Here is a 13,319-nt window from a genome sequence, read left to right as displayed (position 1 = left end):
ACAACAGCGTGCGGGGATTGTGATCAAGTTTTATCTCTCAGGAGGGATATGTGGTAGAACAGAAGAAAATTCGGAAGGCTGTATTTCCGGTCGCAGGTCTCGGTACGCGTTTCCTGCCCGCCACCAAGGCGGTTCCGAAAGAAATGCTCACCGTCGTCGACAAGCCGGTCATTCAATACGTCGTTGATGAGGCGGCGGAAGCGGGCATCGAGCATTTTGTATTTGTCACCGGCCGCGGCAAGGCTGTGATTGAAGATTATTTTGATATTCAATTTGAACTCGAACAGATGCTGCGCGAGCGCAACAAGAATGCCGAGCTGACATTGCTGGCCGGCCTTCTGCCCAAGGCGGGCACGGCAAGCTTCACGCGCCAGCAGGTGCCGCTTGGTCTTGGCCATGCGGTCTGGTGCGCACGTGATATCGTCGGCGACGAGCCTTTCGCCGTGCTCTTGCCCGACATGATCATGCATTCGCAGAAAAGCTGCCTTAAGGGCATGGTCGAACTTTACGACCAGACCCAGGGCAATGTCATCGCGGTGCAGGAATGCGCCCCTGATCAGACGCATAAATATGGCATCGTCGGCGTGGGCGACGCCGTCGGCGAAGGTTTCAAGATCACTGAAATGGTCGAAAAGCCTGCCAAGGGTACGGCGCCGTCGAATTTCTACATCAACGGCCGTTATATTCTTCAGCCCGAGATTTTCGACATTCTCGAAAATCAGGAGCGTGGCGCCGGCAATGAAATCCAGCTGACGGACGGCATGCTGTCGCTTGCCAAGTCGCAGCAGTTCGCCGGCTATCATTTCCGTGGCCAGACCTTCGATTGCGGCGCCAAGGATGGTTTCATTCTTGCCAACGTCGCATTCGCGCTCGAGCGTGGCGATATTCGCCCTGCGATCGAAGAGCCGATCAAGGCTCTGATCGACGGTCTGAAATAATCGACCGAGCATATAAGGAAATCCCGGCCTTTGCGCCGGGATTTTCGTTTGTGGCCATTATCGCTTCAGGACAAGTCCTGCGCCGACGCGCAGCTCGCTGCTGTCATAAACCGGCGTCCACTGGTAGCTGACGTCCGCGGTCAGGTCGAGATAGCGGTTGAGACCCCAGGTCAGGCCGGCACCCGCGGTATATTCCACGGCATTTTCTGTGTCGGAAGAGGGGAAGGTGCGGTGCACGATCTGTCCCGTCAGGCGGGCGACAAGGTTGTTGCGCAATTCGTGGGTCAGGCCGGCATCCAGCCGGTAGGAAATCCAGCCACCCTGCGGCCCGCCGGCAAAGTCCTCTATCGTCGTGCGCAGGCCGAGATTGACATTCGTGCCGCGCTGGGGTGACCAGTTGAGTTCGCCATCCAGTGTCAATGCGCCGATCGAGGCGAGACGATCGTCATCATATTGCTTGCGCAGATAACCGATGGCGGCCTCGCCGCGTGTCTTCTCGCCAAGATCGACTTCCGCGCCGATCTTTGCCCCATAGGCATTGGAGGAACGGGCATAGCCCGAATTGTCGAGACGCCTGTCATATTTGGTCGTCCCGGCGTTCAGCTCGAGGAAGGGGATGAGCGCCGGTGACAATTCATAGCCGATGCGTCCGCGCAGGTTGGCACCCTTCTGGTCGCGGTCGCTGAGGCTGATCGGCCGTCCGTCTATGCCTTTTGCATCCGTATAGACCGTGCGCGAGAGATCGAGCGCCGCCAGGCCGCGCAGCTTGCCGAAATCCCGCTCTATCGACGCGCTCGTGGTGAAGCGGTGTTCGCCGCCCTGTACGGCAGCGCCAGTCAGAGCGTTGGGGTCCGTCGTGTCCTCACGGCTGAATTCGTAACCGGCCTTGAGATTGGCTGTCGTTTCTTCGCCGAGATCAAGGCGCAGATCGGCCTCTATTCTTGCCCGGGGCTCTTCGCCATCCTTGTCGCTGCCGAAGTTTCTCTCCCAGGCACCGTCGCCTGTCACCGTCAAAGCGTGGCGGGACCAGTCGCTGGTGAGCGTGCCGCGTATGCCCGTCGTCAGATAGTTGCGTCTGGAAGGGCCGCCGGTATTCGTTTGTTTTTCCGTGTTGATCGTCTGGCTGATCGAAGGCCGCAGCAGGAATGTACCGAGCCGGATGCCGGGCGTCTGTCCGGGCTGAGTCGCTATCCGTGGATTTTCGCCGCCGTCCATCGTCGGCTCATAGGGGTTTTCGGCGTCGGCATAGGGTTGGCCCGCGTCGTCCTGCTGTTCGTAAATCGGGTCGCCGGGATTGTTGGACGGACGCCAGAGTTGTGGTGCGGGCGCCGGCGTGGCTGTGGCCTGAGCCGTGCCTGTGTTCACCCCTCCATCCGTCGCCAGCGGGGGTGAGGTTCTTCCGTCTCCGGCAGAAGCGGCGCCCGGTAATACGGGCGTGGCCGTCGTTGCAGTCTGCGCGAAAGCACTTCCCTGCGGGCAAAAAATCGTACAGGCGAGCAGCAGGGTTGCTGCTTTCCGCGACGTCGGCAGACGTGTGGCGGTGCCCTTCACATTCATTCCTTTTCACCCGGCGAGTTTGGCCGATGCCGGATCGAAGGCCCGCCAGGGCATCTCCTCGGACCCGATGAGTGACAGGCCGATGAAATGACATGAAGAAACCAGGGACCAGACAGGCGACGCAAGTTTTAACATCGCTTTAACAATAGGTTTTTTATGGTTAACAGTTGATAAAGATCGCCGGGATTTCAGCGTTATGGCGGGCGGCGGAAAAGCAGCGGCATCCATCACCGAAACCGACGGCTCGATTTCGTCCGCTCCGATGACTGGAGAAAAATAGTCATAAATGCAAAAAAATTCTAATATGAGAAGATTAAAACGTTTCAATTTGGCACGGAATCGCCCTATGATCTAACAGGGCTGATCTTCTATTGCTCAGCAAGCCGTATTAAATTTATTTTGTGTGACAGCGTCGTTTCATGAATCCCGTTTTGAACATCAAGCAGGTTGGCTTTTATTGTTGGGATATTACCAATGACCGTTTCTATTTAGATGAAGTATGTGCTGATCTCTTCGGGATTCCACTAAGACAGGCGATGCAGGGCATCAGCATTTTTCAGATGCTCGAAAAAGTGGACCTGGATCATCGAAACCGTGTGATCGAAACGGCGTTGATCACCCTGAAGGCCGCGAGTTTTTATAATCAGGAATATGCCGTACGCCGTAGCGACGGCTCGGTCTCATGGGTAAGGACGCTCGGGCGATATCTGGTCGATGAGGAAAACATCCCTTTCAAGCGGCTGGGAACGATCGAGGAGATTTCTCCACCGGACCGGCGTCATTGACGACATGCCGTCGTACCGAAACCGCTGAACATTTTCGGGTGGCATCTACTAAAACTCGGTGCTTGCCGGCTGAAGAGTGGACTTATTCCGGCTGAAAGAGTAACAGTCGGCCATGATTACGCGCGCCGTCAAACTGGTCGAAGACAACGCCATCGAATCCGCCGTGCGGACGATTTCGATGGAGCGGGCTGGCCTTGCCGCCCTTGAGGACGCTCTCCAGAACGGTCTTTCCGAGCCCTTCTGCAAGGCGATCGAGACCATCGGCCAGTCGAACGGCCGCCTCATCATCACCGGGGTCGGTAAAAGCGGCCACATAGGCGCGAAGCTTGCGGCCACCTTCGCCTCCACCGGCACGCCTGCCTTTTTTGTGCATGCGGCGGAAGCCAACCATGGCGATCTCGGCATGATCGGCGGCGACGACGTAGTGCTGGCGATCTCCAAAGGCGGCGAAAGCGCGGAATTGCGCAGCATCATCAATTATTCGCGCCGTTTTTCCATTCCGCTGATCGCGCTCACCTGCTCGGAAAATTCATCGCTGGCCCAGGCTTCAGATATTGTGCTGCTGGTTCCCAATGAGCAGGAAGCCTGCCCGCTCGGACTTGCACCGACGACCTCCACATTGATGCAGCTGGCGCTGGGCGATGCCCTTGCCGTTGCGCTTCTCGAGGCGCGCAATTTCACAGCGGGCGATTTCAAGGTGTTTCATCCCGGCGGCAAGCTGGGGGCTAGCCTGACACTGGTCAGCGATATCATGCATACCGGTGATCGCGTGCCGCTGGTCAATAAGGGAACGGCCATGCCGGAAGCGGTTGGTGTTCTCTCGCGCAAGCATTTCGGCTGTGTTGGCATTCTGGATGAGGATGGCCGTCTGTGCGGCATCGTCACCGAGGGTGACATGGCGCGCAACCTGTCGCGCAACCTCGCCGAAATGACGGTCGACGACATCATGACCCGCTCGCCGAAGACCGTCAAAAAATCGGTGCTGGCAACCAGCGCACTGGCGACGCTGGAAAAATTCCACATCGGCGCGCTGATTGTCATTGATGACGACAATCGACCGATCGGGTTGGTGCATTTCCACGATCTCTTGAGGATCGGCGTGGCTTGACGCTACCGCCGATCCTGAAAACCTATCGGTCAATCGGCTCGACTGTCAGCGTGCGTCCGCGCGCAGAAGCGATCCTCACGCGGGTTCCGGCCGGCATGTCTTCGCCGTTTACCGGCCACCATGTATCGTCCAGCCTGATCCGGCCACGCCCTTCGACAATCGGTTCCTGAAGGGTCGCCGTGCGGCCGACAAGGCTTGCCTCCCGCTGATTAAGGAATGGCTCGTCGCTTGCCCCGCGGTTTCGGCCGAAATATTTACGGCCGAGCAGGGCGAAGACGACGGAGAGCGCGGCAAACAGCACCAGCTGCAATTGCCAGGCCCAGATTGCGGCATCCCATAAGAACAGCGAAAAGACGCCGATGACCAGCGCAGCAATCCCGATCCAGATCAGGAAGACGCCGGGCGCGATGAGTTCTGCGGCGAGCAGCACGAAGCCGACGATCCACCAGCTCCAGGGTCCCAGCTCAGTGGCAAGCCGTTGCAACATCGTCACTTCTCCGATGAAGAACCGAAGGGATTACCCGGGATGGTAACATTGATGCTTTGGCCGGAGGGCCGGGTCGGCGGCACGGAGCGGGATGACGTGGGGGCGGCGGGCGCGCTCGGTGCATCGCCCTTGTCGCCGAAGACCTCCCGCGCAATCGTGCCGATGCCACCGAGGGAGCCGATCAGTGCCGAGGCTTCCATCGGCATCAGCACGATCTTGGAATTCTTGGCCGTGCCGATTTCGGCAAGCGCTTCGGTGTATTTCTGGGCGACGAAATAGTTGATGGCGTGGACGTTGCCGGAGGCAATGGCTTCCGACACCATGCGGGTGGCGTTGGCTTCGGCCTCGGCCAGACGTTCGCGTGCTTCGGCATCGCGGAACGCCGCTTCGCGCTGGCCTTCTGCCTCCAGAATGGCGGATTGCTTGGCGCCTTCCGCGCGAAGGATCTGGGCGTTGCGGGCGCCTTCTGCTTCCAGCACCTGCGCGCGCTTTTCGCGCTCCGCCTTCATCTGCCGCGCCATGGAATCGACGAGGTCCTTCGGCGGCGCAATATCCTTGATTTCGATACGGGTGACCTTGATGCCCCAGGGCCCCACTGCCTCATCGACCACGCGCAGCAGGCGGTCATTGATGGCGTCGCGGTTTGACAGCAGCTCGTCGAGGTCCATCGAGCCCATCACCGAGCGGATATTGGTCATGGTGAGGTTTTCGATCGCCATTTCCAGATTGGCGATCTGGTAAGCCGCCTGTGCGGCGTTCAGCACCTGATAGAAGGTGACGGCATCGGCAGAAACACTCGCATTGTCGCGGGTAATGACTTCCTGCGTCGGTATGTGGAGCACCTGCTCCATCACATTCATTTTCGAGCCGATTTTCTCGAAGAACGGCACGATGAGGTTCAGGCCCGGTTCGAGCGTGCGGGTATAACGCCCGAACCGTTCAACCGTGTAACGATGCCCCTGCGGCACGGTCTTGATGCCGGCAAACAGCACCAGAATAACCAGAACAACCGCCGCTATGACGACGATGTCGAAACCGCCCAATGCAATCATCACTTTCCCTCCAAATCAGAACTATCGGGGATTTATCCCAACAACCTTATGGCAAGATTACACCCAGCCTTGCAACTCCCGTCTTACAACCGTTTCGAGAACATTCATGCCCTCGACGCTGTCGTTGAGACACGGAATATGGGTAAATTTCTCACCGCCATTATGCAGGAATATCTCCCCGGCTTCACCGGCAATTTCTTCCAGTGTTTCAAGACAATCCGAAACGAAGCCGGGATTCATGACGGCGATGCGCTTCACGCCCTCGGAAGCCAGTTTTTCCACTGTTTTGTCGGTATAGGGCTGCAGCCATTCTTCCGGCCCGAAACGCGACTGGAAGGTGATCATGAAGTTCTTTTCGGTCCGCCCCAGCGCTTGCCGCAGCAGGCGGGCGGTTTTCTGGCAATGACAATAATAGGGGTCGCCCTTTTTGAAATAGGATTGCGGAATGCCGTGGAAGGAGGTGATCAACATCTCCGGCTCCCAGTCCAGCGTGGCCAGATGATTTCTGACGGAGGCCGCGAGCGCCTCGATATAGGCGGGATCGTCATGATAGGGCGGCACGGTGCGGATGGCGGGCTGCCAGCGCAGCTTCATCAGATGCTCGAAAGCCTTGTCGTTCACGGTCGCAGTGGTCGATGCGGCATATTGCGGATAAAGCGGGAAAAGCAGGATTTTTTCGCAGCCCTGTTCCTTCAGGGCGTCGATCTTCGAGGCGATTGAGGGCTGGCCGTAGCGCATGCCCCAGTCGACCACGACGTTGGGCAGATCCTTCAACGCTTCCGCCATCAACTCGCCCTGGCTGCGTGTATAGGTGCGCAGGTAGCTTTCATTGCGCTCGTGGTTCCAGATTTCCTCATAGGCCTTGCCGACCTTCTGCGGGCGCTTGTTGAGGACGATGCCATAAAGGATCGGATACCAGTAGAGGCGCGACCACTCGATCACGCGCTTGTCGCTCAGAAACTCCGCCAGATAACGGCGCATCGGCCAATAGTCCGTGCCGTCAGGTGTGCCGAGATTGACGAGCAGGACGCCCACCTTGCCAAAAGTTACGCGGGGATGGTTTGTGGGGAGTGGGGATAGTTCTGTCGCCATGAATGATACCCTGAAACTCGGACTGGTTGTATAAGGAGCGGCCCGCCGCAGATAAAGGCCGGAAACGCTCCATCTTCTGTTTATCTGCCCGAACGCAAACCGATGAGGTTTGGCCGGAATGCCCGAGCTATACGCTCTGGCCGTCATTTTGTTCATCGTGTTCTAGACGAAATTCTTCAGGATTGAACCATCGGCGGCGGCAATTTCCGGGGTGAGGGGAGGCGCAGGCTCGCCCTTGGCAAAATTTCATCCGTAGCGCTTTGTTTTTAAATAGAAAATAAGAAGCCGGCCCCGATGTCCCGGGGCCGGCTCTGTGTCTGCGGCAAATTGCCCTGTTCGTTCCCGCCCGGTTTATTGGGCCGGCAGTTCCAGCTCCTCGCCGATTTCAATGTGGTTCGGCTGCTTCAGCGTGTTTGCCTTGGCAATTCTGTGCCAGAGAGCGCCGTCGCCATATTTCTCCGCTGCGATCTTCCAGAGCGAATCGCCCTTTTCGACGACGTATTTGCTGACGGCGGCAGCGGCCGCAGCAGGTGCCGGGGATGCCGGCGCAGTTGTAGCGGGTGCAGCGGGTGCGGTGGCCGCGGGTGCCGCAGGTGCTGGAGCAGCAGCCGGGGCAGGCGCGGTTGCGGCTGGTGTCGGTGCCGCAGGCTTTGCCGGAGCGACATAACCGGCAGGCGTCACTTCGCTGATGCGGCCGTCGGTATAGGGCTTATAGGGGCTGTTGGCGGTGATATAAGCCGCAACTGCCTCTTCAAGGTTAGGGCCGAAGTCATAGGCATTGATCGCCTTGGTCGCGAAGACCTTGAAGCCATCACCGCCGGTGCGCACGTAGTTATTGGCTGCGACGATATAGGTCTTGGCGGGGTCGAGAGGCACGAAAGCATCGCCTTCCTTGACGTCGACCGAAACGATGCGGCTACCGGCCGGCTTGGAACGGTCGAAGGAATATTTCATGCCGGAAACCTGCATGAAGCGGCCCGCGACGTCATCGATCTGGCTGACGCCGTTTTCGAGCGCAACGCGAATATCCTCGCCCTTGAGCTGGAAGGTTGCAACGGTGTTCTGGAACGGCAGAACCGTCAGCACTTCACCCATCGAGACATCGCCGCCATCGATGGAGGAACGCAGGCCGCCGCTGTTTGCAAAAGCGATGGTGACACCCTGATCCTTGACGCGGGCCAGCGTCGCATCGGCCACCAGATTGCCCATGGAGCATTCCTTCACGCGGCAAACCTTGCGGTCGCCTTCGATCGGGCCTTCCGAAGTGCCGACGACCTTGGATTTCAGCGCTTCGATCGGCGCCTTCAGCTCATCAATGCGCTTCAGCGTGGCTTCATCGGGCTTGAAGGAGGAATCGATAAGGATCGGGTCGCCCTTGCTTTCCTTCACGACGCCGCCGTCGTCGAAGACCACTTTGAGGTCGCCGAGATATTTGCTGTACTGGCCGGCCTGCACCACCGGAACCTTGTAGCCGCCGGGATTGTCGACGAGGGTCGGATAAGGGCCTTCGGCCTTCTGGTCGGTGTTGGACAGCAACGTATGGGTATGGCCGCCAACCACGACGTCGACATCAGGAATTTTGGCGATGAATTCGAGATCGCGCGGATATCCGACATGCGTCAGCGCGATGATCTTGTTGACGCCGTCCTGCTTCAGCTTCTGCACCTGTTCGCTGATTTTTGCGACATCTTCGGCGATGGTGATATTGGGACCGGGTGTTGCCAGTTCCGCCGTATCGTTGGCAACGGCGCCGACGATGCCGATTTTCTGTCCGCCGACTTCGAGCACGATGGACGGCTTGACGCGGTCGCCGATTTTCGAGGCGGCAGTGGCCACCACATTGGCGGTTACGACCGGGAACTGCACCTTGTCGAGGAAGCCGGCAAGGCCGTCTTCGCTATCGTCGAATTCATGATTGCCGACGGTCATGGCGTCGAACTTCATGGCGTTCAGCACTTCCGCTTCCACCGTGCCTTTATAGGTGGTGTAGAACAGCGATCCCTGGAAATTGTCGCCGGCATTCAGCAGCAGGACATTTTTCCCTTCCGCCTTCAGCGCGTCACGGGTCTGGTTGATTGCGGTCAGCAGGCGCGCGGCGCCGCCGAAGCATTCGTTCTTGCCTTCTTCTTCCGCCGAGCAGGTCGAGTCGAATTTGTTGATCGATTCGATACGGGAGTGAAAATCGTTGATGTGAAGAATGTTGAGCTCGTAATCGGCCAGAGCCGCTCCAGCTGAAAGCGTTATTACCGAAACGCTCAGCATGCCCAGTCCCAAAATTTTCTTCATGGTCCCTCTCCTGTTCAAAGCGGAAGTCCAGGCCGGCTGATCATTCTCCGACCGCGCTCATTCTTTAATCCGAAAACATCTCAGTCTTTCGAAAACCGGATGTTTCCATTTAGCGGCAGCCGCCGCAAGCGAAATTATGACAGGTGCTCAATAAAGAAAAACGCACGCCGAAGGCGTGCGTTTCAGAAGGTCATCCTATTGAAAAGGCGATATTATCAGCCCTGGCGCGTCAGCGAGAACTGGCTGTTCGTGTCGGTCGTGCAGTTCAATTGTGACGGGGAGACCAGGGCGCAGTTGACGCGTGACTGCGTGTTGCGCACCAACGACGTCATGTTGATTTCATAAAGCGTCGGCGAAATCGTCACGTAGGTGCCGGAGGCCAGAAGCGTGTTGGTGTCTGTCGAACGCGTGGAGAAAGCGCCGTTCTGGAACGTGGATACGATGCCGTTGCGGTCGATCCAGCGGCCGTCGACTGCCGGGCCGCGGGAAAGCGAAGGCGCCATCGAGGTCTGCTGGGAGGGGCCCGGCGCGACGCATGAAGACACCGCGATGGCGGCTGAAAGCAAAGCAGCGCTTGTCTTGAAGTTCATGAGCCTGTTCTCCTGCGATTCGATGAAACCTTCTGTGCTTCGACCATGCCGTGAAGCGTTCTTTATTTCAAGGCAACGTTGTTCGCTCTCCCCGGTTCCTGACGTCGTTCAGGAAAGCCCCGGCGTGGCAAATATGAGACTCTGCCGCGTCAGCGCACAAGGATGTTGCGGAACTGCCAGGGATCGGACGTGTCGATATTGTCGGGGAACAGTCCCGGGCGACCGTCGAGCGGCGTCCAGTCAGTATAATGTCCTTCGACGGGCCCGAGATAGGGGCGTTGCACCTCGAGGCAGCGGCGGTAATCCACCTCGTCCGCTTCAACGATGCCGGCCTGCGGATTTTCAATCGCCCAGACCATGCCGGCCAATACTGCGGAACTGACCTGCAATCCGGTGGCATTCTGGCTGGGGGCGAGCGAGCGCGCCTCCTGCAGGGTGAGACGCGAACCATACCAATAGGCGTTCTTGTCATGACCATAGAGCAGAACACCCAGCTCGTCGGCGCCGTCGACAAGCTCGTCTTCACCGAGCACATGCTGGATCGGCTGGGGGTTGCCGCCATTGCCGAACAGCTCATGCAGCGACAGAATGGCGTCGTTGCACGGGTGATAGGCATAGTGACAGGTGGGCCGATAGGTCACATCACCGTCATCGTTGCGGACGGTGAAATAGTCCGAAATCGAAATCGCCTCATTGTGGGTGACGAGAAACCCATATTGCGGTCCGAGCCCCGGGCACCAGGTGCGCACCCGTGTATTGGCGCCGGGCTGATCGAGATAGATCGCCGACTTGCTTCCCTTTTTCTGCTTTTTCGCGTTTTTCGGCATCCAGTTTTCATGCGTTCCCCAGCCGAGTTCGGCGGGCTGGAAACCTTCGGCGATAAAACCTTCCACGGACCATGTGTTCCAGAAAGCCCCGAAAGGCTTCGGCTCTTTCGCCCGTTGGGTATCGCGCTCGGCCACATGCACGCCCTTGACGCCAAGCTGCTTCATCAGCTTCGCCCAGCCTTCCCGGTCATGTGATTGCGGTTCCTCGATGTCGAGGCCGGTATCCTTGGCGAGATTGACGAGCGCCTGCTTCACGAACCAGGACACCATGCCGGGATTGGCGCCGCAGGTGGAAACCGCGGTCGTACCGCCGGGCCTGCGCGCTCTTTCCTTCAGCATGGTTTCGCGCAGCGAATAATTGGTTCTGGCGGCATTGTCGGCATCGGCATCGAAATAAAAACCGGGCCACGGTTCCACCACGGTGTCGATGTAAAGCATGCCGTGCTTGCGACAGATCCGCATCAGGTCGACGGAGGCGGCATCAACCGAAAGATTGACGCAGAAGCCCTGGCCCTGCACGCCTTTGAGAAGCGGCTTGAGAACTTCCTTATAGTTCTCCTTGGTCAGATGTTTCTGGACGTGGCGGATGTTTCTCTCGGCCAGAAAGGCGGCGATATCCTCGCGCGGGTCGATGACGACGAGCCGGGTCCTGTCGAAATTGAAATGACGTTCGATCAACGGAAGAGTGCCGCGCCCGATGGAGCCGAAGCCGATCATGATGATGGGGCCGTCAATATCGCCGTAAATCGGGTGGTTTGCGTCCGTCATTCGTCAATTTTCCTTTTTCAGCCAATAAGTAAGCTAGATCATAAAAGCGTGCCACAATAAAGGGCAGGTGGATGACGGACATATGACGATAATGGCGGCGAGACGGGCGAACGCATTGTTTCCACCATTTCTGCCTCTTCGCATTTTAGAGAGTGCGTTTATAATTAAATTCTTCTTTTCGTTTTGTGCGTCCAGAGGCGTGGGGGCTTTGGCCGGATGACGACAGGGCAGTTTTTCGCCATCGCAGGGGAGTTGCCTGTTGAATGATCTTTTAGAGCGTGTCGCAGCTCTTCAGAGTGCCACCCCCGTCCTTATTGCCCTTTACGATTCCGAGGACCGGTTGCGCCATGCCAATCCGTCGTTTCGGGAAAGCTTTCAGCTTGCCGCCGGTGATTTGCCAACCTGGGCGGATATCATGCGGCTGAACCATCGGCTGCGCACCGGTGTCGTCATCCGCAACAATGATTTCGAGGGATGGCTGCTCTCGGCGCAGTCCCGGCGCGGCAAGCTGCCCTATCGCGCCTTTGAGATGGACCTGTATGACGGCCGCTGGTTCTGGATGACCGAGACGGTGCAGCAGGATGGTTGGATGCTGTGCGTCGCAAGCGACGTCACTGAACTGCGCCAGGGTTATAGAACCCTGCGGCAGGACAGGGATCTGGCGGTACGCGCCTCGCAGACGGATGAATTGACGGGAACAGCAAACCGCCGTTTCGTCTTCGCCAAGCTCGCTCTGCAGGTGGAGCAGGTCACCAAGGGGCTTGAGGCGCCCTTTTGCCTCTGCACGCTCGACATCGATTTTTTCAAGCAGATCAACGATCGTTTCGGTCACAAATGTGGTGATGCGGTATTGCGCGATTTTGTCACCATCGCCCACTCCGTCATCCGGCGGGTGGATTGTTTCGGCAGGATCGGCGGTGAGGAATTCATGCTGATTTTGCCGCGCAGTTCGGTTGCCGAAGGCCAGGAGATTGTTGAGCGGCTGCTGCAGAAAGTACGCCTTTCCAGACCTCTTTCCGAATTCCCGGATTTTTCCTATAGCTGCTCGGCGGGCATGACCGCCTATCAGGTGGCGGAAAGCGCCGACGATGTTTTCCTGCGCGCCGATCAGGCCCTTTATGCGGCCAAGGAGAGAGGACGGGACCGGCTTCTGGCGGTGACTGTTTAAACAAGCTCTGCCGCAATCAGCCCATGCAGCGAATTACCGACGAACAGCTTCCGGCCGGCGATGTCTTCCGGTTTCAGCGCCTGTCCGCGCGCCCTGCGTTCGCGGATCAGATCGGCGCGCAGCACACCCGGCAGGATGCCGCTGTCGAGCGGCGGCGTCAGCAATTGCCCATCCGGCATTTCGACGAAAATGCTGGTCGATGAGCCCTCGCACAATTCGCCACGCTCGTTGAGCAGCAGCACCTCGTCTGCCTCCCCGGCTGAAAATTCGGCTCGGGCGGCATCATAGGGCTCCCGGCGGGAGGACTTGTGGCGATAGAAGGTGTCGGAGGAATCGAGCCTGGTCTGCCGGGCGATGCGAACCCGCCAGACCGCATCCTGCTGCAAGGGCTGGAAATCGGCCGTGTCGATATCGAGTTCGCCCTTGTAGTTCATCACCAGCCTGACGCAGAGCGGCTTTTCACCGCCCACCTTCTTTTCCAGCACCTGCACTGCGTTGACCGGCGCGCGAAAACCGAGCGCGTCGGCGGAGCGCAACAATCGGCGCATATGCTGGTCGATGCGCTGAAAGCCGGTCTGCGGCTCCCAGCGCAGGGTTTCCCTCAAGGTCAGATCGGCGGGTTTGCGTTTCATTGCCTTTGCTCGTCGCCTGAATTGTCTGC

General features: G+C 58.3%; 13 protein-coding genes. 4 read left to right on the top strand and 9 right to left on the bottom strand.

Annotated features, from left to right (window positions below):
* Positions 1-50 precede the first annotated feature (50 nt).
* Entirely contained in the window at positions 51-938 is an 888-nt protein-coding gene (galU, locus tag MRBLRC7O_RS18040) for a UTP--glucose-1-phosphate uridylyltransferase GalU (protein WP_003506117.1), read from the top strand.
* Positions 939-995: 57 nt separating this feature from the next.
* Here the strand turns inward: galU and uppP are convergent, their stop codons facing one another.
* Together uppP and MRBLRC7O_RS18030 are read right to left on the bottom strand one after the other, a co-directional pair.
* Complete coding sequence (gene uppP / locus MRBLRC7O_RS18035; protein ID WP_112539542.1) at positions 996-2,495, bottom strand: polysaccharide biosynthesis protein UppP; 1,500 nt, start codon at positions 2,493-2,495, stop codon at positions 996-998.
* A 6-nt stretch (positions 2,496-2,501) separates the two neighbouring features.
* Positions 2,502-2,822, bottom strand: a complete 321-nt coding sequence (locus MRBLRC7O_RS18030) for a hypothetical protein (protein ID WP_153315100.1) — start codon at positions 2,820-2,822, stop codon at positions 2,502-2,504.
* Between the two features lie 92 nt (positions 2,823-2,914).
* On the opposite strand from MRBLRC7O_RS18030, the gene MRBLRC7O_RS18025 reads away from it, so the two are divergent.
* Both MRBLRC7O_RS18025 and MRBLRC7O_RS18020 read left to right on the top strand, forming a co-directional pair.
* A complete protein-coding gene (locus MRBLRC7O_RS18025) occupies positions 2,915-3,280 on the top strand; it encodes a PAS domain-containing protein (RefSeq protein WP_020809342.1) in 366 nt (121 codons plus the stop codon).
* A gap of 112 nt (positions 3,281-3,392) precedes the next feature.
* On the top strand, positions 3,393-4,388 hold the full coding sequence (locus MRBLRC7O_RS18020; RefSeq protein WP_003506123.1) for a KpsF/GutQ family sugar-phosphate isomerase: 996 nt from the start codon (positions 3,393-3,395) through the stop codon (positions 4,386-4,388).
* 22 nt (positions 4,389-4,410) lie between these two features.
* On the opposite strand, the gene MRBLRC7O_RS18015 is transcribed toward MRBLRC7O_RS18020, so the two are convergent.
* The 6 genes from MRBLRC7O_RS18015 to MRBLRC7O_RS17990 form a co-directional block, all read right to left on the bottom strand.
* Complete coding sequence (locus tag MRBLRC7O_RS18015) at positions 4,411-4,875, bottom strand: NfeD family protein (RefSeq protein WP_003506125.1); 465 nt, start codon at positions 4,873-4,875, stop codon at positions 4,411-4,413.
* 2 nt (positions 4,876-4,877) lie between these two features.
* On the bottom strand, positions 4,878-5,927 hold the full coding sequence (locus MRBLRC7O_RS18010) for an SPFH domain-containing protein (protein ID WP_003506126.1): 1,050 nt from the start codon (positions 5,925-5,927) through the stop codon (positions 4,878-4,880).
* 57 nt (positions 5,928-5,984) lie between these two features.
* Positions 5,985-7,019 (bottom strand): ferrochelatase, encoded by a 1,035-nt coding sequence (gene hemH / locus MRBLRC7O_RS18005; RefSeq protein ID WP_060723134.1) that lies wholly within the window; start codon positions 7,017-7,019, stop codon positions 5,985-5,987.
* A 351-nt stretch (positions 7,020-7,370) separates the two neighbouring features.
* Positions 7,371-9,305 carry a 5'-nucleotidase C-terminal domain-containing protein gene (locus MRBLRC7O_RS18000; protein WP_065695119.1) on the bottom strand — a complete coding sequence of 645 codons (1,935 nt, stop codon included), beginning with the start codon at positions 9,303-9,305 and terminating at the stop codon, positions 7,371-7,373.
* Between the two features lie 215 nt (positions 9,306-9,520).
* Complete coding sequence (gene omp10 / locus MRBLRC7O_RS17995) at positions 9,521-9,895, bottom strand: outer membrane lipoprotein Omp10 (protein WP_003506132.1); 375 nt, start codon at positions 9,893-9,895, stop codon at positions 9,521-9,523.
* 149 nt (positions 9,896-10,044) lie between these two features.
* Entirely contained in the window at positions 10,045-11,490 is a 1,446-nt protein-coding gene (locus tag MRBLRC7O_RS17990; RefSeq protein ID WP_020809346.1) for a homospermidine synthase, read from the bottom strand.
* Between the two features lie 259 nt (positions 11,491-11,749).
* Here MRBLRC7O_RS17990 and MRBLRC7O_RS17985 point away from each other — a divergent pair, with 259 nt between their 5' ends.
* Positions 11,750-12,658 carry a sensor domain-containing diguanylate cyclase gene (locus MRBLRC7O_RS17985; protein WP_020809347.1) on the top strand — a complete coding sequence of 303 codons (909 nt, stop codon included), beginning with the start codon at positions 11,750-11,752 and terminating at the stop codon, positions 12,656-12,658.
* Here the strand turns inward: MRBLRC7O_RS17985 and MRBLRC7O_RS17980 are convergent.
* A complete protein-coding gene (locus MRBLRC7O_RS17980; RefSeq protein WP_060723136.1) occupies positions 12,655-13,290 on the bottom strand; it encodes an aminotransferase class IV family protein in 636 nt (211 codons plus the stop codon). The two genes, MRBLRC7O_RS17985 and MRBLRC7O_RS17980, sit on opposite strands and share 4 nt — an antisense overlap.
* Positions 13,291-13,319: the final 29 nt, after the last annotated feature.

Source organism: Agrobacterium radiobacter, assembly GCF_040801995.1.
GTDB classification, from domain to species: Bacteria; Pseudomonadota; Alphaproteobacteria; order Rhizobiales; family Rhizobiaceae; genus Agrobacterium; species Agrobacterium radiobacter.
The sequence above is the reverse complement of the archived record's forward strand: the minus strand, read 5'-3'. Positions and strand labels throughout refer to the sequence as shown.

Coding starts and splice junctions, on each gene's coding strand:
- uppP (WP_112539542.1), bottom strand. CDS start 2,495: ATGAATGTGAAGGGCACCGCCACACGTCTGCCGACGTCGCGGAAAGCA.
- MRBLRC7O_RS18025 (WP_020809342.1), top strand. CDS start 2,915: ATGAATCCCGTTTTGAACATCAAGCAGGTTGGCTTTTATTGTTGGGAT.
- MRBLRC7O_RS18020 (WP_003506123.1), top strand. CDS start 3,393: ATGATTACGCGCGCCGTCAAACTGGTCGAAGACAACGCCATCGAATCC.
- MRBLRC7O_RS18015 (WP_003506125.1), bottom strand. CDS start 4,875: ATGTTGCAACGGCTTGCCACTGAGCTGGGACCCTGGAGCTGGTGGATC.
- MRBLRC7O_RS18010 (WP_003506126.1), bottom strand. CDS start 5,927: ATGATTGCATTGGGCGGTTTCGACATCGTCGTCATAGCGGCGGTTGTT.
- hemH (WP_060723134.1), bottom strand. CDS start 7,019: ATGGCGACAGAACTATCCCCACTCCCCACAAACCATCCCCGCGTAACT.
- MRBLRC7O_RS18000 (WP_065695119.1), bottom strand. CDS start 9,305: ATGAAGAAAATTTTGGGACTGGGCATGCTGAGCGTTTCGGTAATAACG.
- omp10 (WP_003506132.1), bottom strand. CDS start 9,895: ATGAACTTCAAGACAAGCGCTGCTTTGCTTTCAGCCGCCATCGCGGTG.
- MRBLRC7O_RS17990 (WP_020809346.1), bottom strand. CDS start 11,490: ATGACGGACGCAAACCACCCGATTTACGGCGATATTGACGGCCCCATC.
- MRBLRC7O_RS17980 (WP_060723136.1), bottom strand. CDS start 13,290: ATGAAACGCAAACCCGCCGATCTGACCTTGAGGGAAACCCTGCGCTGG.